17 protein-coding genes are annotated in these 21,180 nt (G+C 59.2%); 7 read left to right on the forward strand and 10 right to left on the reverse strand.

Annotated features, from left to right (window positions below; translation table 11 throughout):
* Positions 1-70: 70 nt before the first annotated feature.
* On the reverse strand, positions 71-2,932 hold the full coding sequence (gene rapA, locus RVM24_RS14950; RefSeq protein WP_431474288.1) for an RNA polymerase-associated protein RapA: 2,862 nt from the start codon (positions 2,930-2,932) through the stop codon (positions 71-73).
* 18 nt (positions 2,933-2,950) lie between these two features.
* Entirely contained in the window at positions 2,951-3,700 is a 750-nt protein-coding gene (gene cysZ, locus RVM24_RS14955; RefSeq protein ID WP_106694004.1) for a sulfate transporter CysZ, read from the reverse strand.
* Positions 3,701-3,795: 95 nt separating this feature from the next.
* Between cysZ and RVM24_RS14960 the strand changes: the two genes are divergently transcribed.
* A complete protein-coding gene (locus tag RVM24_RS14960; RefSeq protein ID WP_152439286.1) occupies positions 3,796-4,200 on the forward strand; it encodes a VanZ family protein in 405 nt (134 codons plus the stop codon).
* A 472-nt stretch (positions 4,201-4,672) separates the two neighbouring features.
* Here the strand turns inward: RVM24_RS14960 and RVM24_RS14965 are convergent, their stop codons facing one another.
* Positions 4,673-5,332 (reverse strand): 50S ribosomal protein L11 methyltransferase, encoded by a 660-nt coding sequence (locus RVM24_RS14965; RefSeq protein WP_319635745.1) that lies wholly within the window; start codon positions 5,330-5,332, stop codon positions 4,673-4,675.
* A 106-nt stretch (positions 5,333-5,438) separates the two neighbouring features.
* Here RVM24_RS14965 and mnmH point away from each other — a divergent pair, with 106 nt between their 5' ends.
* The 5 genes from mnmH (at position 5,439) to RVM24_RS14990 (ending at position 10,016) form a co-directional block, all read left to right on the forward strand.
* Complete coding sequence (mnmH, locus tag RVM24_RS14970) at positions 5,439-6,548, forward strand: tRNA 2-selenouridine(34) synthase MnmH (protein WP_431474289.1); 1,110 nt, start codon at positions 5,439-5,441, stop codon at positions 6,546-6,548.
* Between the two features lie 136 nt (positions 6,549-6,684).
* Entirely contained in the window at positions 6,685-7,518 is an 834-nt protein-coding gene (locus RVM24_RS14975) for a mechanosensitive ion channel family protein (protein WP_431474290.1), read from the forward strand.
* A gap of 160 nt (positions 7,519-7,678) precedes the next feature.
* The gene (locus RVM24_RS14980; RefSeq protein WP_431474291.1) at positions 7,679-8,236 is read left to right on the forward strand and encodes an aminoacyl-tRNA deacylase; all 558 of its coding nucleotides are present in this window, start codon (positions 7,679-7,681) and stop codon (positions 8,234-8,236) included.
* A gap of 77 nt (positions 8,237-8,313) precedes the next feature.
* Positions 8,314-9,609 carry an FAD-dependent monooxygenase gene (locus RVM24_RS14985; RefSeq protein WP_431474292.1) on the forward strand — a complete coding sequence of 432 codons (1,296 nt, stop codon included), beginning with the start codon at positions 8,314-8,316 and terminating at the stop codon, positions 9,607-9,609.
* Between the two features lie 41 nt (positions 9,610-9,650).
* Positions 9,651-10,016, forward strand: coding sequence for a histidine triad nucleotide-binding protein (locus RVM24_RS14990; RefSeq protein WP_061330868.1), 366 nt, complete (start codon positions 9,651-9,653; stop codon positions 10,014-10,016).
* Positions 10,017-10,391: 375 nt separating this feature from the next.
* Here the strand turns inward: RVM24_RS14990 and phoU are convergent, their stop codons facing one another.
* The 5 genes from phoU to RVM24_RS15015 form a co-directional block, all read right to left on the reverse strand.
* Entirely contained in the window at positions 10,392-11,114 is a 723-nt protein-coding gene (gene phoU / locus RVM24_RS14995; RefSeq protein WP_072676097.1) for a phosphate signaling complex protein PhoU, read from the reverse strand.
* A gap of 30 nt (positions 11,115-11,144) precedes the next feature.
* Positions 11,145-12,032: a phosphate ABC transporter ATP-binding protein PstB gene (pstB, locus tag RVM24_RS15000; RefSeq protein WP_374787246.1), complete on the reverse strand. Its 888-nt coding sequence runs from the start codon at positions 12,030-12,032 to the stop codon at positions 11,145-11,147.
* 11 nt (positions 12,033-12,043) lie between these two features.
* A complete protein-coding gene (pstA, locus tag RVM24_RS15005) occupies positions 12,044-13,321 on the reverse strand; it encodes a phosphate ABC transporter permease PstA (protein ID WP_061330871.1) in 1,278 nt (425 codons plus the stop codon).
* On the reverse strand, positions 13,314-14,702 hold the full coding sequence (gene pstC / locus RVM24_RS15010; protein ID WP_138435950.1) for a phosphate ABC transporter permease subunit PstC: 1,389 nt from the start codon (positions 14,700-14,702) through the stop codon (positions 13,314-13,316). The genes pstA and pstC overlap by 8 nt, the downstream gene beginning before the upstream one ends.
* Positions 14,703-14,846: 144 nt before the next feature.
* Entirely contained in the window at positions 14,847-15,896 is a 1,050-nt protein-coding gene (locus tag RVM24_RS15015; protein WP_061330873.1) for a substrate-binding domain-containing protein, read from the reverse strand.
* 191 nt (positions 15,897-16,087) lie between these two features.
* Between RVM24_RS15015 and RVM24_RS15020 the strand changes: the two genes are divergently transcribed.
* Complete coding sequence (locus RVM24_RS15020) at positions 16,088-16,492, forward strand: acyl-CoA thioesterase (RefSeq protein WP_061330874.1); 405 nt, start codon at positions 16,088-16,090, stop codon at positions 16,490-16,492.
* A gap of 47 nt (positions 16,493-16,539) precedes the next feature.
* Here the strand turns inward: RVM24_RS15020 and RVM24_RS15025 are convergent, their stop codons facing one another.
* Both RVM24_RS15025 and nifJ read right to left on the reverse strand, forming a co-directional pair.
* The gene (locus RVM24_RS15025) at positions 16,540-17,541 is read right to left on the reverse strand and encodes a dihydroorotate dehydrogenase-like protein (protein ID WP_431474293.1); all 1,002 of its coding nucleotides are present in this window, start codon (positions 17,539-17,541) and stop codon (positions 16,540-16,542) included.
* Positions 17,534-21,130 (reverse strand): pyruvate:ferredoxin (flavodoxin) oxidoreductase, encoded by a 3,597-nt coding sequence (gene nifJ / locus RVM24_RS15030; protein ID WP_431474294.1) that lies wholly within the window; start codon positions 21,128-21,130, stop codon positions 17,534-17,536. The genes RVM24_RS15025 and nifJ overlap by 8 nt, the downstream gene beginning before the upstream one ends.
* Positions 21,131-21,180: the final 50 nt, after the last annotated feature.

Genomic DNA, 21,180 nt, shown 5'->3' on the forward strand with positions numbered 1-21,180 from the left:
TTACGTTCAACTTACTCTATCAGATGCCATGTTGCCAGATAACGCCCGCAACTCAGCCAGTTAGTCCACTTCAGGAGGTAACAATCACCCGAATACCTTCCAGCGCAAGACTGGCGTGGCCCACCGCTTCCCGGGCAGCATCCAGCTGGCCGCGCAGATAATCGATTTCTTCACTGCGAATGGCCGGGTTTACCCGCTGTAATGCTTCCAGCCGGCGCACCTCGGGAACAAAGCCCGCCTCAACCTGCGCCAGGGCTTGCGCCTGCAGCTGCGCCAGGTGCGGCTCTGCCAGTCGCTCAACGTGGTCCACCATGGTTTCCACCTCGGCCCGGATCTTTGGCACGATGGCCTGTGCCGTGCGCCGGCGAATGTTGGAGCACAGCTCATTCAGGCGATCATGAGGTAACGCGTTGGACAGGTCCCGGCCATTCACATCCACCACCAGGCGCAGCGGCGAAACCGGCAGATAGCGGGTCAACTGCAGGGACTCCGGCGCCGGGCAGTGTACGGCAAACAGGGCCTCCAGCAGCAGGGTGCCGGGCGGCAGTGCCTTCACGGACAGATTGGCCAGCGCCGCTTTGCCCAGGCCCGAGCTGGTGACAGAATCCATCACGCCGGTCACCATCGGGTGCTCCCAGCTCATGAACGCCATATCTTCCCGCTGCAGGGCCTGTTCACGCTCCCAGGTGACGGTCAGACCGTCCTCCGGCAGCTCGGCAACATGGCCCGCCTGGTATTGTTCGCCAGGCTTGAGCACATCGGCATGCTCACTGTGGTCTTCAATATCCACACCCAGAATATCGAACGCCTGCACCATGTAATCACGGACCTGGGCCGAGCTTTCCTCCTGCTCGATACTGGCAATCAAGGCTTCGGCTTCATCCCGGCGGCAGGAGTTGAGCTCAATCAGGGCATCCCGGCCGTTGTGCAGCAGGGTTTTCAGCCGCGCAGTTTCCTCTGCACTGCTTGCCAGCATGGGTTCAAGGGCGGCGTCATCGCCGTCCAGGGCCTTCTGCCACTCGTCACCCACCTGGTCGTGAACCGCCACACCGACGGCACAACTCTCGGCAAAGGCGTTCAGCCCTTCCTGGAACCAGCGGTACTGTACTTCCTGGCTGGTGCCCTGCAGGTAGGGTATGTGAATCCGGATGGCCTCGGTCTGGCCGATGCGGTCCAGCCGGCCAATCCGCTGTTCCAGCAGGTCCGCGTTGGCGGGCAAATCAAACAGCACCAGGTGGTGGGCAAACTGGAAGTTACGGCCCTCACTGCCGATTTCCGAACAGATCAGCGCCTGGGCGCCCTGCTCGCTGTCGGCAAAATAGGCGGCAGCACGATCCCGTTCCAGCAGGCTCAGGTGCTCATGGAAGGCGGCACTGCGAATGCCGGCCCGCAACTGCAGGTAATGCTCAAGCGCCATGGCCGTATCAGCCCGGGCGCAGATCACCACCACTTTGGCCGGGCGCAGGCTGGCCAGTTTTTTCTCCAGCCAGGCTACCCGGGGATCTTCCGCCAGCCATTGCTCTTCCGGCACGTTTTGCTCCGGGGCCAGGCCCACATCGCCGTACCGGCAATCGTCATACAGAGCGGGACACGGCAGGGGTTCCGGCAGCGGCTGGCGCTCCGGGAAGCCCTGAATCGCTGCCCGGGTGTTGCGGAACAGCACCCGGCCGGTGCCATGGCGGTCCAGCAACGCATCAATCACCGCCTGGTGGGCGCCATCCCGGGCCAGAAGCTCCTCCAGCTCATCACCCAGCCAGCCGGCAAGGGCCGCTTTATCTTCCGGGTCAATATGGTCCGGGGTTTCAAGCAACCGGCGCACCACTTTGTTAATGGCCTCATACTGCTGTTCTTCCTCCCGGAACGCGCCCAGGGAGTGGAACCGTGCCGGGTCCAGCAAGCGCAAACGGGCGAAATGACTGGCCACACCCACCTGTTCCGGCGTAGCGGTCAGCAGCAACAGGCCTTTGCTGGCCTCAGACAGGCTTTCAACCAGCTGATATTCCGGGCTGGCCTGTTCCGGCGACCAGGCCAGGTGGTGGGCTTCGTCCACCACCATCAGGTCCCAACCCGCCGCCAGGGCATGGTCACGGGCCTGTTCGCTCTGCACCAGAAAATCGAGACTGCACAACACCAGCTGGTCCGCCTCGAACGGGTTGACGCTGTCGTCGTCACCGAAGATGTGGTTTACCAGGGCGTCTACATCGTCTTCCTGGGCTTTGATGTCGTCGTAGCGGCTCTGGTCCACTATCGAGAAGCGCAGATTGAAGCGGCGCAGCATCTCCACCAGCCACTGGTGAATCAGTGAATCCGGCACCACAATCAGTGCCCTTCGGGCCCGGCCGGTGTGCAGCTGATAGTGCAGAATCAGGCCAGCCTCAATGGTTTTGCCCAAACCCACCTCATCGGCCAGTAACACTCTGGGGGCATGGCGGCGCGCCACTTCGTGGGCAATGTATAGCTGGTGCGGCAAATGCTGGGTACGGGCGCCAATCAACCCCTGAGCCGGCGAAGCTCTGAGCCGATCGAGATGCTGGAGCGTGGAGACCCGTAACCGGAAGGCACCGTTACGGTCAAACTGACCGGCGAACAGGCGCTGGTGCGGTGCCGAAAAATTGACCGAACCGGCCAGCTTTACCTCGGAGATCTGCTGAAGATTCTCGCCGTCATCGGCGTGGTACATCAGAACACCGTGGAGATCCTCAACGGCGCGAACAATGTAGCGCTCGCCGTCGTAGGTCTCTATCTCCTCACCCAGCTGATAGACAATACGCGACAAAGGCGCATTATCGATGGCATAGGTGCGCTCTTCATCGGCCGCCGGAAACCCCAGGGTGACTCTGCGCCCCGAGATGTCGGTAACGATACCCAAACCCAAAGCGGTATCGCTGTGGCTGACCCAACGCTGACCGATGACAAATTCCGATGTTTCCAAGAAACCTCCGCAAGTAAGTTACTGTTGATTCGATGTATTTTCCCGTACCCAGTAGGCGGTTGCTCCGCACACCGCGGCCGGCACCACCACCAGGTTAAGCACCGGCACCATGGCCGCCAGGGCCACCGGCAAGCCGAAACCCAGTGCTGACAGCCGCTGGGCCGCAAGATCCCGGCGCAGACGGGCAAAACTGACTTTATGGTTGTCCGCCGGATAATCCACGTACTGCAACGCCATCATCCAGCTGTTGAACAGGAACCAGAGTAAGGCCGCCACCAGGTTGACGACCGGAATCAGGCCTATGATGAACAGGCCCAGGGCGCGGGGAAGGTAATAGGCGATCTTTTGGACCTCGCGCCAGAGAATTCGTGGGGTATCCTTCAGCAGCGCCGCCCAGCCTTCGTCCGGATTGACTTCCTGGCCGGTCAGATGCTTTTCGGTAAGTTCGGCCAGATAACCGTAGAACGGCGAGCCGATAAGATTGGCAACAATCACAAAACCGTAGGCCAGCATCAGCAGAATCACCACGCCGTAAAGTAACCAGAACAGCCAGTCCAGTGCCTGCAACCAGGCCCAATCCGGCAGCCAGGCCATGGCCCCGGCGATCAAGACCGAAAACAGCTCCGCCATGAAATAGAACATCAAACCAAACAGGAGGATGTTGATCACAAGGGGAATGATGACAAACAGGCGCAGGCCCGGCAGGCGGATCAGCCTGAAACCTTCACCCAGATAACCCAGTCCTCTGAAAAAGTTACCCTTGAGCATCGCTGATGATCCTCCGCTGCCATGACAAAAACGGGGCGCAAAGCATATCATGTCAGGATCGTTCCCACAGCCTGCAACCACACCCGGATGACTTGATGCTCCCATTTCAGCAAACCGTCTCTACCCTTCTGCGCATGCGCCGGCTCTGGCAGGCAGTCTTGCTGATCTCGGTGGCCGCCATCCTGTACCTGGCCACAACCAGCTCCAGCTACCCCATCCCTGCAGCCGCCAACGACAAGGTCAACCACATTATTGCGTTTATCGAATTGACCATTGTCACCCGGCTGGCCTGGCCTCGCCTGAGTGCATTCTGGTACGCCCCTGCCCTGCTGGGCTTCGGCCTGGCGCTCGAAGCGGTCCAGGCCAACCTCCCCTATCGGGATTTTTCCATGGCCGATGTTCTGGCGGATGCCCTGGGCATCGCGATCGGCATGCTGCCCTGGCCGGGCATCCGCAATGCCGGTGAAGTGGATTTGAGAAATTCGCCCGACTCTGTGTGAGACATTTCCTACAAGCATGTAAGAACATGTAGCCGCGTAGCGTGCGCAGACGCGAGCGCTCACCCAGGAATTCAATATATCTTAATGATTTTTAACAAAAAATATTGATGACCGCAGTTTCGTGTTCAACAAATCGTGCACAGTTCACACGTCTGTAAAGGTGGGATTGGTATGATGTTCAACGTCAAGGATGACAGGGAAAAGGACGACGCACTGGACGCACCCCTGCATGGATTGTGGGGAGAGGCAAGGACACAGGGACGCCTCGCTTAAGGGATAACGAATTGGATGGCTGGCTCGGACGCCGGCACCATGGAACGGACGCAAGGACTGGCAACAAGGCAGTTGCCCACCGCGCACGGAGGCGCCAACCTGTTCCAAATCTGAACTGCTCAGGATGGCGGTTCAGTACCTGCGAAGGGCAGCCCGAGGGTTGCCCTTTATTTTTTCTGCCATGCCTCACTGCTCTCAGCTACAGACTGCCCTGCGCAAGATAAATGCGCACCTTGTTGAACTCCTCGAATTCGTTCAGATCCGGCCAGGTTCTAGCCTCGATCACCGCCTGCTGTTCATAGGCCGGATTGGCCAGGTTCCTGACTCTGGAGTCTGCCAGCAACACCTGGTCAGCGGAAGCGCGAAAGGCCTCCAGCAGCGGCCGGTTTTCCGGGTCGTACAGCACATCAGCCGCGGTGATCAGGTCCACGTGCCCGGGCCGCTGCGCCCAGTCCGCACACAGCTCCACCCGCACGCCGTTCAACTCAGCGTTGGCTGCAGCAGCATCCAGCGCTACCGGATCGATATCGCAGGCAATGGCCCGCGCGGCCCCCGCCCGGGCTGCCGCTACCGCGACCACACCCGATCCGGAGCCGAAATCCAGAACCGTCTTACCCGCCACCAACGTCGGGTGGTCCAGAATCCACTGGGCCAACACCTGGCCACTGGCCCAGCAAAACGACCAATAGGCCGGCTCCGCCACGACCGCCTGGGCCTCGTCATGACTTAGTGGCCCCTCAAGCACAGACGGGTCAAACAGGTAGAGCGGTATCTCCGGGCAGCCGGCCGGCGCCGATTGGGCCACCCGGCCGCGACTAAGGGTTTTGCGCAGGTGCAGATTGAGTGTTTCCGGATTCATCACTGGTCCTTTCAGGCCGTTTCCAAGGCGGCATTGTACCCTTTGGCCGGGATATCAACAGTCCGGTATACTGCCGCCTCACTCTGAGTAACAGCGATTCGTGGAAATGGCCAGCAGACCCGACACCGATGACTACCTCAACCTGTTCCTGAACGACATCCCGTTAATGGATGTGCGGGCACCGGTGGAGTTTGCCAAAGGCAGTTTTCCCTGTGCTGAAAATGCACCGCTGATGAACGATGAAGAACGGCACCGGGTGGGTATCTGCTACAAGGAGAAAGGTCAGGACGAAGCCATTAAACTGGGCCATCAACTGGTCTCTGGCGACATCAAGGCGCAGCGTATAGAAGCCTGGAACCGTTTCATCGCCAGGCACCCCGAGGGATACCTTTTCTGCTTTCGTGGCGGGCTACGCTCACGGCTTACGCAGCAATGGATCAAAGACGCAGGCATTGACTACCCCTTGGTGAACGGTGGCTACAAGGCGCTTCGGCGCTTTCTGATCGACAGCCTGGACCAACTGATTGCCAACGGTGATTACCGGATTCTCAGCGGCCGCACCGGCACTGGCAAAACCCGCGTCCTGCTTGACCTGCCCAATCCGGTCGACCTTGAGGGACTGGCTAATCACAGAGGCTCCAGTTTTGGCCGACAGGTTACGCCGCAACCTTCCCAGATAGACTTCGAGAACCGTTTGGCGGTTGCCATGCTGAAGGCGCATCACCTGACCGGTGGCTCGATCTACCTGGAAGATGAAAGCCGACTGATCGGCCGCTGCGCCCTGCCTGAATCCCTGCGGGCGCGAATGGCGGAATCGCCGCTGATGATCCTTGAACAGCCCATGGAAGAACGGGTTGCGATTATACGTACCGACTATGTCGAGGCCATGCTACAGGACTACCTTTCAAGAGACGGTGAAGAGGCCGGCTGGCTCAACTTCCGGGATTACCTGCTCAGCGCCCTGGACCGGATACGCCGGCGCCTGGGTGGTGAACGCTACCAGCAGCTCCGAGACTTGATGACCCAGGCGCTCGACCAGCAACAGGCGACCGGCGCCCTGGACGGCCACCATGCCTGGATTGAAAGCCTGCTCAACGACTATTACGACCCGATGTACGACTACCAGCTCAGCCAGAAACAGGGGCGAATTCTTGTGCGCGGTAATCCGGAAACCATTCGCGACTACGCCAGAAACCACCACAAGTTCCTGAAATAAAGCGTTTACAACATCTCTGCGCAATGCAGGTTTAATCCATTTGTGCTCTATACTGCGTAAAGTCAGATTCTCTTGCGGCAATCGATTGTCCAGGCAGTTACACCCCAGAAAACACTAACGAACAAGGAGCTCCCCTATGGAAGACCTCTTCAGTGCCGACGGGCAGGCCACCCAATGGATGGACCAGGCAGTTGCCCTGACCATGGCCTATGCCCCCAAAGTGTTGCTGGCCATTATTACCCTGATCGTGGGTATGTGGCTGATCAACCGTTTTGTTTCGGTTCTTGACAAGAAACTGGGGCAAAAAGACCCCACCCTGAACAAATTCCTGTGCGGTTTGATTAGCGCCGTGCTCAAGATCATGCTGCTGATTTCGGTCGCCTCCATGATCGGCATTGCCACCACGTCGTTCATCGCGGTTATCGGTGCCGCCGGTCTGGCTATTGGCTTGGCGCTGCAAGGCAGTCTCGCAAACTTTGCTGGTGGTGTCCTGATTTTGATCTTCAAGCCCTTCAAGGTGGGCGACACCATTGAGGCCCAGGGTTACCTCGGTGCGGTCGCCGAAATCCAGATTCTTTACACCGTGGTAAACACCTTCGATAACCGTCGAATTGTGATCCCCAACGGCAGCCTGTCCAACGCAACACTGGTTAACGTGAGCATCTACGACAAACGCCGTTGCGACATGACCTTCGGCATTCACTATGACGACGACATCGACAAGGCCAAAGCCATTCTTCAACGCCTGTTTGACGAAGATGAGCGTTCACTCAAAGACCCGGCACCGCGAATTTGTGTTGGTGCCCTCGGTGACAGCTCTGTTGACCTCATGTTCCGTGCCTGGGTTGCCACTGACGACCTCTGGCCATACTACTGGGACATGCAGGAGAAAGTGAAAAAGGCCTTTGACGCAGAGGGCATTACCATTCCGTTCCCTCAGCGCGATGTACACATGTACAAAGCCGAATGACGCGAACGGTTACACACAAATACAGATGGATACTCGCAAACAGCTCAACCTGGGCTAAGCTGACGGTAAGAAGGGGCACCAGCCCCTCTTGCCATCGGGGCCAAGCCCGGGAAGGCGGATGGCTCCACAACACCGACCATGCTGTCAGGAGGTTGTGACTATGCCGGTGAAGCAGTTAACAGAGTTCCTGGACGAGGCAGGTGTGGAATACATGTGCCTCTCCCATCCCCCTGCCTTCACGGCCCAGCAGCTGGCTCACCACGTCAAGATCGCCGGCGACCGGGTTGTCAAAACCGTCATCATCGAACTCGATGGCAAAATGGCCATGCTGGTGATGCCCGCTACCTGGCGGGTGCGCTGGGATCGGCTCTCCCGGGTGCTGGACACCGATTTCGTGGATCTTGCTGACGAACAGGAATTCCAGGACCGGTTTCCCGAGTGCGAGGTGGGCGCCATGCCACCGTTCGGCAACCTGTTCGGCATGACGGTCTATTGCGCCGAAGTGCTGACGGAGCAGCCGGAACTGGCCTTCGCCGCCGGCACCCACACCGAATCCATTCACATGAAAACCGCAGACTTCCTGCAACTGGTTCACCCCATGGTGATCAACCAAGGCTTCACCCGGCCAGGCGCCCAGAAACCGGCCTGGCTGACGAAAGGCCGTCAACGGCCGGAAACCACTGAGGAGAAGGCCGTCTCCAGACTCGCGGGGTACTGAAACCCGCCGGATTGATCCCGGTCGCTTGTCTGGCCCGTGGCATCGCGTAAACTGATGCCATCAGACAGGAACCGGATATGAACCAAGCATTTGACATCATCATCGTTGGCGCCGGCATGGTTGGCGCCGCCCTTGCCAATGGCCTTGGCCAGCAGGGCATCAAGGTCGGCCTGATTGATAAGGCCGAGCCCTCGGACTTTGACGCGGATGCCAGCCCCGATATCCGGGTATCAGCGCTCAGTGCCGGCAGCGAGCGCTATCTGCAAAGCCTGGGCGCCTGGCCTCGCATTCAGGCCATGCGCGCCACACCCTATCGCCGCCTGGCCGTGTGGGACGAGACCCCGCACCCGCTCAGCCGCCTGCTGCCCGGCTCGTTGACCGAAGTGGAATTCAGTGCGGCCGATCTCGGCGCAGGCCATCTGGGCCATATCGTCGAAAACAGCATCACCCAGAACGCCCTGTGGCAAACCTTACAGGACGAACCCGACGTCACGCTGATTACCGGCCAGGGGCTCAAGGCACTGACACAGAATGCCGAGCGTGGAACGATAACCCTGGATGATGGTACAGAACTGAGCGCCCAATTGATTGTCGGGGCCGACGGCGCCATGTCCAGAGTACGGCAACTGGCTGGCATTGGCGTGACCCGTGACCAGTACGAACAACAAGCCATGGTGATTTCAGTCCGCTACCTGGGCCAGCCCGAGGACATTACCTGGCAGGGCTTTTACCCCAGCGGCCCCAGAGCCTTCCTGCCGTTACACAGTGCAGGTGAGCAATACCCCGGCGAAACCTGGGGATCACTGGTGTGGTACGACAGCCCGGCAAGGCTGGCCGAACTCAAAGCCATGGACAACAGCACCCTGATGACGGAAATCCGCAAGGCCTTCCCGGCACGCCTGCCGCCGCTGACCCACATCGACGCCAAAGCCAGTTTCCCCATCGCCCGCCAGCACGCCAGGCACTATTTCCAGAACCGCGTGGTGCTGGCCGGCGACTCCGCCCACACCATCAACCCCCTGGCCGGCCAGGGGGTAAATCTCGGCTTTCAGGACGCCCAATGCCTGCAGGGCCTGCTGAAAGAAGCTCGCCGCAGCAGCGATGACCTGGCCAGCCAGCACTGGCTGGCGCTATACGAACAGAAACGCCGGCCCGCCAACCGCCGCATGATGCTGGCCATGGACCTGTTCTACCATCTGTTCAGCAACGCCATCCCGCCGGTACACCTGGCTCGCAACCTGGGCCTGGGCGCTGCCCGCGCTTTGCCCTTCGCCCGCAACGGTGTAGCCCGCTACGCCATGGGCCTGGATGAAGAGCTGCCGGCCGTGGTCAGGCAGATCACTTCCCGGATTCCGGGTCTGAACCAGCTTTAACACCGAACAATAATCCCAAAGACAATCGAAAAGGAGTCACCATGTCAGAGACGATTTTCACCAAGATCATCAACCGGGAAATCCCCGCCGATATTCTCTACGAGGATGACCTCGCCCTGGCGTTCAGTGACATCAATCCTCAGGCGCCGGTGCATTTCCTGGTTATACCGAAGAAGGCCATTGCCACGATCAACGACATCACCGAGGATGATCGGGAACTGGTGGGGCATCTGTATGTGGTGGCAGCGAAGATTGCCAAAGAGAAGGGGTTTGCCGACGATGGCTATCGGGTTGTCATGAACTGCGGCGAAAATTCGGGGCAGACAGTGTTCCATATCCACCTGCACGTTCTTGCCGGCAAACCGCTGGGCTGGCCGCCTTATACTGACAAGATGAAGCAGGCCTGATTCTCTACCTTCTTTCTCCGGCACGCGGCTTAGGAGTAGGCATCCGAGCCGGTAGTGCTGTTCGGGAGACGCTCAAGGCATCCATGCGCGCTTAGCTTTGGCCATCCATGGCCAAAGATACTCCCGAACAGCACTACCGGCCCGGCTGCACCAGGCCTGGTGCCAAGCCTTCCAAAGCATCGAGTCTCAGGCTAGGGAAACCCATGCCTTGGTTCGGCTGGCTGGTGTGCGGGTTGGCTTTACGGGACTATCTTTCGCCAGGGATGGCGAAAGCTAAGCGCCCACGGACGGCTTGAGCGTGTCCCGTAAAGCCAACCCGCATGCCAGCCCTCCTCCAAAGCCCGCCCCCACGACAACGGGAACGGGATTTTAACGTTAACGGCCAACTACCTTCTCGGCTTCTTCCACAGGCGTATGGCGAACATCTTCGCCTTTGACCATGAAGATAACGTTCTCGGCAATGTTACAGGCGTGATCACCCACCCTCTCCAATGCCCGCAGAACCCACATCACCGACATACAGCGTGAAATGTTGCGAGTATCTTCCATCATGAACGTCAGCAACGTACGAGCCGCTGCCTGATACTCCTCATCTACCCGCTTGTCTTCCTTCATCACCCGCAGCGCCTGCTCCGAATCCAGACGCGCAAACGCATCCAGCGCATCGTGCAGCATGCTCAGCACATGAGTGGTAATGTGGCGAATTTCAACATATCCACGGGGCGCCTGACCTTCCTCGGACAGCTTGATGGCCATCTTGGCGATCTTCTTGGCCTCATCGCCAACCCGCTCAAGGTCCGCCACCATCTTGATCACCGCAATCACCAACCGTAAATCCCGAGCCGTGGGCTGGCGGCGGGCGATGATCAGCGTGGCCTCCTCATCCAGATCCACTTCCATCCGGTCAACCTTCTTGTCTCCCGCACGGACGTCTTCGGCCTGGTGACCATCACCGTCTACCAGCGCCTGAACTGCGCGCTCAACCTGGCTTTCAACCAGACCACCCATGTTCAGAAACTGGGTTTTCAGTTCGGTCAGCTCGTCATTGAACTTGTGGGAAATGTGATCCCCGTATACATCGTCCTTTTTATTCGGCATATCTGATATCTCCAGTGTTCCCCGGTGCCCTTAACCAAAGCGGCCAGTAATGTAGGATTCGGTCAGCTGGTGCTCCGGCGAGGTGAATACCTTGTCAGTCTCATTCACCTCCACCAGGTGGCCCAGATGGAAATAGGCTGTACGGTTAGAAACCCGGGCTGCCTGCTGCATGGAGTGGGTCACAATCACGATGGTGTAACTCTCCGACATCTCGGCAATCAGCTCCTCCACTTTTGCGGTGGCGATCGGGTCCAGGGCCGAGCATGGCTCGTCCATCAGGATCACTTCCGGACTAACAGCAATGGCACGGGCGATGCACAGGCGCTGCTGCTGGCCGCCGGACATACCGGTGGCCGTAGCATCCAGGCGATCTTTCACCTCATCCCAAAGACCGGCTTTGCGCAGGCTGTTTTCAACAATCTCATCAAGATCGGATTTACGGTTGGCAAGGCCATGAATTCGTGGGCCGTAGGCCACGTTGTCGTAGATCGACTTGGGGAACGGGTTCGGCTTCTGGAACACCATGCCCACCCGGGCTCTCAGCTCAACGACGTCCCGCTTCGGGTCGTAGATATCATGCTCGTCGATCATCAACTGACCTTTGACCCGGCAGATATCAATGCTGTCGTTCATCCGGTTCAGGCACCGCAGAAAGGTCGATTTGCCGCAGCCGGAAGGCCCGATAAAGGCAATGACTTCGTTACGGCCAATGTCCAGGCTGACGTTCTTTATGGCCCGATCCTGACCATAGAACACTTCTACATTACGCAGCTTGAACTTGGGATCATCAGACAGAGGAACCCCAACGGTCGTACCTTCTTCAATGACGGTTTCCGCTGGCCGCTCGTCTTTTACCGGGATAATAGTGTCTGCCGGCATGTCCGCCTCACTCGTGATTGTCGGATTCATGGTATTCATTAGTACTCTCCTTACCACCGGCGCTCAAGACGTTTGCGCAGCCAAATGGCTAGTGCATTCATACTGATCATGAAGGTCAGCAGGATCATAATGCCCGCTGACGCCAATTCGATAAAACCCTGTTCCGCGCTGCTTGCCCACAGATAGATCTGTACCGGCAGTACCGTGGCGGAGCTGAAGAAGCCGTCCGGAATCTCCACAATAAATGCGACCATCCCGATCAGCAGCAACGGGGCAGTCTCACCCAGCGCCTGCGCCATACCGATGATGGAACCGGTCATCATGCCCGGCATCGCCAGGGGTACCACATGGTGAAGCACCACCTGCATCTTGGAAGCCCCGATGCCCTCAGCTGCCTCGCGAATGGAGGGCGGCACACTCTTGATGGCGGCACGGCTGGAGATGATGATGGTAGGCAACGTCATCAGCGCCAGTACCAGACCACCCACCACCGGCACCGAACGGGGCATGCCAAACAACCCGATGAACACCGCCAGACCCAGCAGACCGAAGATGATCGACGGCACCGCCGCCAGGTTGTTGATGTTCACCTCGATGAAATCGGTCAGCTTGTTCTGGGGCGCGAACTCTTCCAGATAGACCGCTGCGGCCACCCCGACAGGGAAGGCAATCAGCAGGGTCACCACCATGGTCAGTAATGAACCGATGATAGCGCCCAGAATACCGGCGTTAGACGGCTCCCGGGAATCGCCAGACTGGAAGAATACGTCGTTGAACGCCGTCTGGATAACGCCACGCTCCACCAGATAGTCCACCCATTCAATCTGGCGCTCAGACAGTCGAACGCTGTAATTATCGTTGTCGGCATGCTTTACATACACCGATACACGATCGTGGGCCAGGAAGGTCAGGGTCTGAGTGGTGCCCAACAGTTCCGGCTGGCTACGGAGCAGGTCGCGGATCTGATTGGCGCCATAACTTCCCACCAGCCGGCTGAGCTCGCGCTGGGCAGCACGATCCTCAACACCCGGAATCAGATCACCGAGGGCGGTGATGATCGGTGCATTGAAATCGGCCATGGAGCGCTGGTCTGCATCGGTAGGATCGTCCAGATACATGGCCTCACCATCCAGATGCACATCCAGCGTAATGGTGGTTTTGATAAACCCGGTGTAGCCCTTGCCAATGATATCGGCAAACAGGATCACCAGGGCCGACAGGGCGATGGCAATGGCCAACATACCGTAGGCGCGGAACCGCCGTTCCTTGCGATACCGGCGTTTCAGGGACTGGCGGACAATCTCCGCCTGGGAGCGTTGATCAGTCATACTGTTCCCTATATTTACGCACAATCTTGAGAGCAATCACGTTCAGAATCAGTGTCACCACGAACAGCATCATGCCCAGGGCAAAGGCTGCCAGGGTCTTGGCGCTGTCGAATTCCTGGTCGCCGGTCAGCAGGGTGACGATCTGTACGGTGACGGTGGTGACAGAATCCAGCGGGTTGGCCGTGAGGTTGGCTGCCAGGCCTGCGGCCATCACCACAATCATGGTTTCACCAATGGCGCGGGAAGCGGCCAGCAGAATACCGCCCATAATGCCGGGCAGCGCTGCCGGAAAGATCACCTGCTTCATGGTTTCAGATTGGGTGGCACCGAGAGCCAGAGAGCCGTCACGCAGAGTCTGGGGCACCGCGTTGATCACATCGTCAGACAACGAGGACACGAACGGGATAATCATCACACCCATCACCAGGCCAGCCGCCAGGGCGCTCTGGGATGACGCATTGAGGCCTACGGTCTCGGCCAGGTCCCGGATAAACGGCGCCACGGTCAAGGCGGCGAAGAACCCGTAAACCACCGTCGGAATACCCGCCAGCATTTCCATCAGCGGCTTGATCACAGAGCGAGCCTTTTTACCGGCGTACTCGGAAAGGAAGACCGCCGACAGCAAACCAACCGGCACGGCCACGATCAATGCAATGGCAGAAATCAGCAGCGTACCGGTAAACAGCGGAATCATGCCAAAGGAGCCATCGGCACCTACCTGGTCAGCCCGGAGCGCGGTCTGCGGGCTCCAGTTTGCACCCAGGAAGAACTCCCAGAAAGGCACCTTGCCAAAGAACCGGATGGTCTCGAAGATCACCGAAAAAATGATGCCCACCGTAGTCATTACTGCGACGGCGGCGCACACAAAGAAGATTCTCCGCAGAGTGGTTTCGACACTCTCACGGGCGTTAATATGAGGCGCTACCCGGAACCAGGCAACAACCGCACCCAGCACCGCAATCAACAGCACCAGTATCGTTTTGAAATTCTTACTCTGGTCACGCAACGTCTCCAGTAACGACGCAGCACCTGCAATATGCTCCGGCACGAACTCCGGGTTGAGCTTGCCCGCCGCGACATTGCCAATCTGGGAAACTACCAGGCTGGCCTGCCCGGCCGACTGGGGCATGGCCTCCGGAGGCAGGGACCCGATCACAATATTTTGGATAACCTTGCCTTCAAAGCCCGCCCACAAAGCGAGCGTAATCAACGCGGGAATTCCGCACCACAATGCCGCCCGTGCAGCATAGTAAAACGGCAGTGATTTGAGATTGCGTATACCACCGAGAGGCTCCGCCACGGCGCGCGATCGCATATAGGCGAGGCTGTACGCCACCACTGCGAGCACCAGAACGATAGGCAACAAATTGGCCGATTGCATAACTGTCTCTTTCCTGAAAGGGTTTCACGCTGACCTATTGTGCCAGCAAACCCGAAGGATCTTTACTGAATACAACAAAGGAACGCAGCCTGCCGGCTGCGTTCCTCTCATTTTCGATCATCCCTGACCTTTCGCTGCAGAATCTTACAGCTCGTTTCCAGTCATGGACTTCAGAGCCTTGGCATCCTTGGCCGCCTGCATACGAACGTTGCGCGGGTTCGGGATCAGGCCTACGTCTACCAGGTAGCCGTTGTCACCCCAGGCGCCTTCGCTGGTGAATTCGTTGACGTATTCCTGGATGCCAGGAACCACACCCACGTGGGCTTTCTTCACGTAGAAGAACATGGAACGGGCAACCGGGTAGCTGTCGTCACCGATGGTTTCCTGAGTCGGCTCAACGCCACCGATGGTGCTGGCCTGGATCTGACCACGGTTTTCGTCCAGGAAGCTGTAGCCGAAGATACCGAAGGTGCCGGTGTCGCGGGCCAGACGCTGAACGATCAGGTTGTCGTTTTCGCCAGCTTCAATGAAGGCACCGTCTTCACGGATGTTGTGGCAGATGGCGCGCATATCGCCCTTGCTCTTGGACTTGATCCAATCGTAAGTCTTGCAGCCACCTTCCATAGCGATTTCGACGAAGGCGTCACGGGTACCGGAAGTCGGAGGCGGACCCATTACGCTGATGGCCATATCCGGCAGGCTGGAATCGATATCGCTCCACTTCTTATAGGGGTTCGGTACCAGATTCTCGCCACCCTGCGGGTTGGGAACGTCTTTCGCCAGGGCCAGGAACAGCTGGCGCAGGGAGATATCCATCTTCTCAGCCTGTGAAGAGTTAGCAAGCACAATGCCGTCTGAACCGATACGAACTTCGGTAATGTCCTTCACACCGTTGTTCTGGCAGTCCTGGAACTCACTGGTCTTCATGCGACGTGAAGCATTGGTGATGTCCGGGTGCTGGGTGCCAACACCGGCGCAGAAAAGCTTCAGACCACCGCCGGAACCGGTAGATTCCAGTTTCGGGGTCGGGAAGTCGGTGTTACGACCAAAACGCTCGGCAACCACAGTGGCGAACGGGTAAACCGTGGAAGAACCCACGATGTTTACGGTATCACGGGCCATGGCCGGGGTAGATACCGCCGCAATGCTGCCAGCCAGGGCAACAGAGGCAAGAGCTGCTTTCAGTTTCATCACGTTGAGTCTCCAATATCGGTGGACGTTGTGTATGGATCTGCTTTACCGATGAGTGCATCCTAAGGAGTGTCTGTGACAACTTTGTTACAGCATTTGAAATATAGACGTCATTGTTCAAATTTTCTTGCAGCACGCCGCCAGCCCGTTACCATGCAGGGAAAACAACTCATAAGTATCTACAGGCGACTCCCATGACTGCATACGATGACGACAAACCCAAACCCCGCGGGGAACTCACCCTGCAGGTGGTACCCCTGCCCTCAGACACCAACCCCAACGGCGATGTGTTCGCCGGCTGGCTGGTCAAGCAGATGGACATTGCCGCCGCCACCATGGCCGGGCGTATTTCACAGGGCCGCAATGCCACCGTGGCCATGGACCGGATGGAATTTCTCTCACCCTTGCGGGTGGGCTCCCAGGTGGGCTGTTACTGCGAGCTGGTGGATATCGGCCGCAGTTCCATGAAAATCAATGTAGAGGTGTGGACCCTCGACCGCACCTCTAAAAACCCGCGCAAGGTGACCGAAGGCCTGTTCGTGTACGTAGCCATAGATGAGCATGGCCGCATCCGGGAAGTACCGGACCAGAGCCACTGATGTTCCGCTGATGGCTCAGGGCCGGTATGCATCCCGGCCCTGGCTCCCTATCGGGACGACTGCCATCCGTGCAGCAGCCGGGCATAGTTCAATCGCTCCCAGGTGCCGGCATCCGGCACATTATCCAGTGACAAGGCGCCACGGGCCTCCTGCAGGGATTGATAGCCTATGCTGGCCAGGCGCGTGGTGAGTTCACCCCCCAGCCGCTCGAAGGCGGCAGGGCCGTGTTGCAGAACCGTCGAAACCAGCTGTACCACCGTGGCACCAGAGAGGATCGCTTTGGCGGCATCGTCGCCCGTGTGAACGCCCCCAGACGCTGCCATGTCCAGGCCGGTGCGGTTATACAGCCTGGCCATGGCGTGCAGACGCAGTGGCAGCTCAGCACTGGTCGAAAGAACCACCTCACGACTCAACGCCAGCTGTTCCAGGTCGATATCCGGCTGATAGAACCGGTTGAAGAGCACCAGCCCCTTGGCCCCTGCCGCCTCAACGCCCGCCACAAACGCCGGCAATGCCGAGTAGAAAGGCGAGAGTTTAACGCTGACCGGCACCGACACCTGCTCTACGACCGAACGAATCACCGCCAGCTGGCGCTGTTCCAGGGTATCGGCGGTATCGCCGGCATCAGTGGCCAGGTCGTACAGGTTGAGCTCGATGGCATCGGCCCCGGCCTGCTCCAATTCCCTGGCGTGCTGAGTCCAGCCGCCGGGAGAAATGCCGTTGAGGGAGGCAATCACCGGCACCCCCAGCTCCGTTTTCAACTGTTGCAGCCGTTGCAGGTAACTGCCGGAGCCCATCTCGAAGATCTCGGATTCCGGGAAAAACGAGCGAGCCTCAGCATCCATGTTGATACGGGAATCAATAAACCGATGCGCGGCCATCTGCTCCGCCACCAGCTGCTCTTCAAACAGCGAGTGCATCACCACCGCCCCGGCGCCGGCCTGCACGCAGGCCTTGAGGGTATCCAGCTCATCGGTCAGTGGGCTGGCGCCCAGCACCAGGGGCGATTTCAGCTCCAGGCCCAGCCAGCGGGTTGTCAGGTCAGTCATGGCGCTCTCGATCCCTCGCAGGTTTTTCATTCACGGGGTCATGGGTTTCAAAATGAATACCGGCCAGCTGCATATACAGCTCCCGTTGCTCCTTCGCGGCCTCGCTGGCTTTGGCCACCAGCAATTCATAGCGCTGAGGGTCCCGCAGTTCCAGCATGCGGAAGCGGGCCTCTTCCTGCATATAGGCTTTCATGGGCACTTTCTGGCGCACGGAATCCAGTTGCAGCGGCGGGAGGCCTTGCTCTATTCGGCGCGGATCAAACCGGTACAGCGGCCAGGCCCAGCTGTCCACCGCCCGCTTCTGCTGCGCCGGGGAGTGCACCAGGTCGTAGCCGTGGGCAATGCAGGGGCTGTGGGCGATGATCAACGCCGGGCCGTCAAAACTCTCGGCCTCCTGCAACGCCTTGGTGGCCTGGTTACTGTGGGACTGCATGGCGATCTGGGCCACGTAAACATGGCCATAACTCATGGCCAGCAGGCCCAGGTCTTTCTTGCGGGTTTCCTTGCCGGCTGCCGCAAACTTGGCCACCGCCCCCATGGGCGTGGCCTTGGATTGCTGGCCACCGGTGTTGGAATAGACTTCGGTATCCAGTACCAGCAGCTTGATGTTCTGGCCCGAAGCCAGCGCATGGTCCAGCCCGCCGTAGCCGATGTCGTAGGCCCAGCCGTCGCCACCAATCACCCAGACGCTCTTGGGACAAAGTTCATCCGCCAAGTTATCCAGCTCCTGCGCTTCTGAGCCTTGTTGGCTTTCGAGCCAGTTACGCAGTTGGACGACGGCTGCGCGCCGGGCCGCCATGGCGCTCTCGTCGAGAGTGACACAGGAGCTGGTCAGGGCCTGGTAGAGTTCAACAGGGAGCTGCGCTTTCATATCTTCCAGCAACTGCCTGGCCCGGCCAGCCAGTTTGCCCAGGCACATACGCATACCCAGGCCCAGCTCTGCGGCGTCCTCAAACAGCGAATTGTTCCAGGTGGGCCCCCGGCCATCGGCATTCACCGTGTAAGGGGTGGTCGGCAGGTTGCCGCCATAGATGGAGGAGCAGCCGGTGGCATTAGCAATCATCAGCCGGTCGCCCAGCAACTGGGTGAGCAACCGAATGTAAGGGGTTTCACCGCAGCCGGCACAGGCCCCCGAATATTCGAACAGGGGGATCAAAAGCGGTAAGGATTTGAAGTCCCGGGGAATTCGGTCTCGGGGTACATCCGGCAGGTTGCGCAGAAACGCCAGATTCGTGGCCTCAACTTCCAAATGCTCCTCAACAGGGCGCATATTGATGGCCTTGCGCTTGGGCTGGGTACGATCCTTCGCCGGGCACACTTCCACGCACAAGCCGCAGCCGGTGCAGTCTTCCGGCGCCACCTGAACCCGGTAGTCCAGCCCTTCCAGCTCCGGCGTGTGGGTTTCCGGTACCGCAAGGAAGCTATCGGGAGCATCTATAGCACTGTCCGGCTCGAATACCTTGCTGATAATGGCGGTATGCGGGCAAATCATGGTGCAGAAATTACACTGCACGCACAGGTCCGATTCCCAGATCGGAATCTCCTGGGCAATGGCGCGCTTCTCGTACTGGCTGGTGCCGGTGGGCCAGGTGCCATCCACCGGGAAGGCACTGACCGGCAGTTTATCGCCCTGGCCATCCATCAGCAGCCGGGTAACTTTCTGCACGAAGTCCGGGGCATGCTCCGGCACTCTCGGGGGCCGGGTCCGGGTGGCGGTTACTGAACCGGGCACCGGCACTTCGTGGAGATTATCCAGGGCGGAATCCACCGCCTCCACATTGCGCCGCACCACCTCCGGCCCGCGCCGGCCCCAGGTCTGGCGAATGGATTCCTTGATATGGGCAATGGCCTCGTCACGGGGCAGGATATCGGCCAGGGCAAAGAAGCACACCTGCATCACCGTGTTGATTCGCCGGTCCAGCCCGGCCTGTTCGGCCACGCTGGCGGCGTCGATCACGAACAATCTGGCTTTGCGCTCCACCAGCACCCGCTGGGCTTCCACCGACAATTGGTCCCAGGCCTGCTCTGCTGGCCAGGGCACATTCAAGAGCACCGTCGCCCCTGGCGCAGCGTGTTCCAGCACATCAAACTTCTCCAGAAACTGCGGCGCGTGCACCGCCACAAACTGGGCCTGACTAATCTGGTAACTGGAACGAATGGGATGCGGCCCGAAGCGCAGATGGGAGACGGTGGTGGCACCGGATTTCTTGGAATCGTAAACAAAGTGCCCCTGGGCGAACAGATCGGTGCCCTCGCCCAGAATCTTGATGCTGGCCTTGTTGCTGCTGACCGTGCCATCGGCACCAAGGCCAAAAAACAGCGCCCGCCGGGTTTCCGGCGATTCGATATCCAGCTCGCTGTCCACCTCCAGCGACAAATGGGTAACGTCATCCCGCACTCCCACGGTAAAGCGGGTTTTTGGTGCCGGCTCCTGCAGTTGCTCAAACACCGCGCAGACCATAGCCGGCGTGAACTCCCGGGAGGACAAGCCATAACGCCCGCCGATCACCCGGGGCAGATTGGGACGCTCACCCCGGCTGAACGCCTCCATCAGGGCGCCGCTGATTTCCAGCAGCAAGGGTTCACCCTGGGCGCCGGGTTCCTTGGTGCGGTCCAGCACGGCCAGATGTTGCACGGTATCCGGCAGCGCCTGAAGGAAGCAGTCCGTTGCAAACGGCCGGAACAGGCGCACTTTGAGCACACCCACTTTTTCGCCTTTGGCCATCAGCCATTCCACGGTTTCATGGGCACATTCCGCCCCGGAACCCATCAGGATCAGCACCCGCTCGGCTTCCGGATGCCCAACGTAATCGAACAGCTTGTACTGCCGACCGGTGACGTCGGCAAAGCGGGACATCACCGCTTCCAGATGGTCCGGGAAGGCTTGATAAAACCGGTTGGCCGCTTCCCGGGACTGGAAAAAGGCGTCGGGATTCTGTGAGGTGCCTCGCAGCACCGGGTGGTCGGGCGTCATCCGGCGGTTACGATGTGCCTCGATGCCCTGATAAGGCACCAATGCTTTCAGTTCATCGTCGCTGAGCGGAACAATCTTGGCGATTTCATGGGAGGTACGAAAGCCGTCGAAAAAGTGCATTACCGGCACCCGGCTTTCCAGCGTAACTGCGTGACCAATCGCGGCCATGTCCTGGGCTTCCTGCACTGAACCCGAGGCCAGCAGGGCGAAGCCGGTACCCCGGGCACTCATGACATCGGAATGGTCACAGAAGATCGACAAGGCGTGAGTGGCCAGGCTGCGGGCGGCCACGTGCATGCAAAACGGCGTCAGCTCGCCAGCAATTTTATACAGGTTGGGCAACATCAGCAGCAGGCCCTGGGAGGCAGTGAACGTAGTCACCAGTGAGCCCGCCTGTAAGGCGCCGTGCATGGCGCCGGCCGCGCCGGCTTCGGACTGCATTTCCACCACACCCGGTACCTGGCCCCAAACGTTTGTTTTGCCCAGGGCCGCCCAGTCGTCGGCATGCTCCCCCATGACAGAGGCCGGAGTAATCGGATAGATGGCGATGGTTTCACTCAACCGATAGGCCACTGAGGCAACGGCTTCGTTGCCGTCGAGGGTGCGGAACTCCATGGATACCATCCTTGTTGAAACGGCGGGATAATATCCAGTCTAGGCAGGGC

Source organism: Marinobacter sp. KM021, assembly GCF_050707965.1.
Taxonomy (GTDB): domain Bacteria; phylum Pseudomonadota; class Gammaproteobacteria; order Pseudomonadales; family Oleiphilaceae; genus Marinobacter; species Marinobacter shengliensis.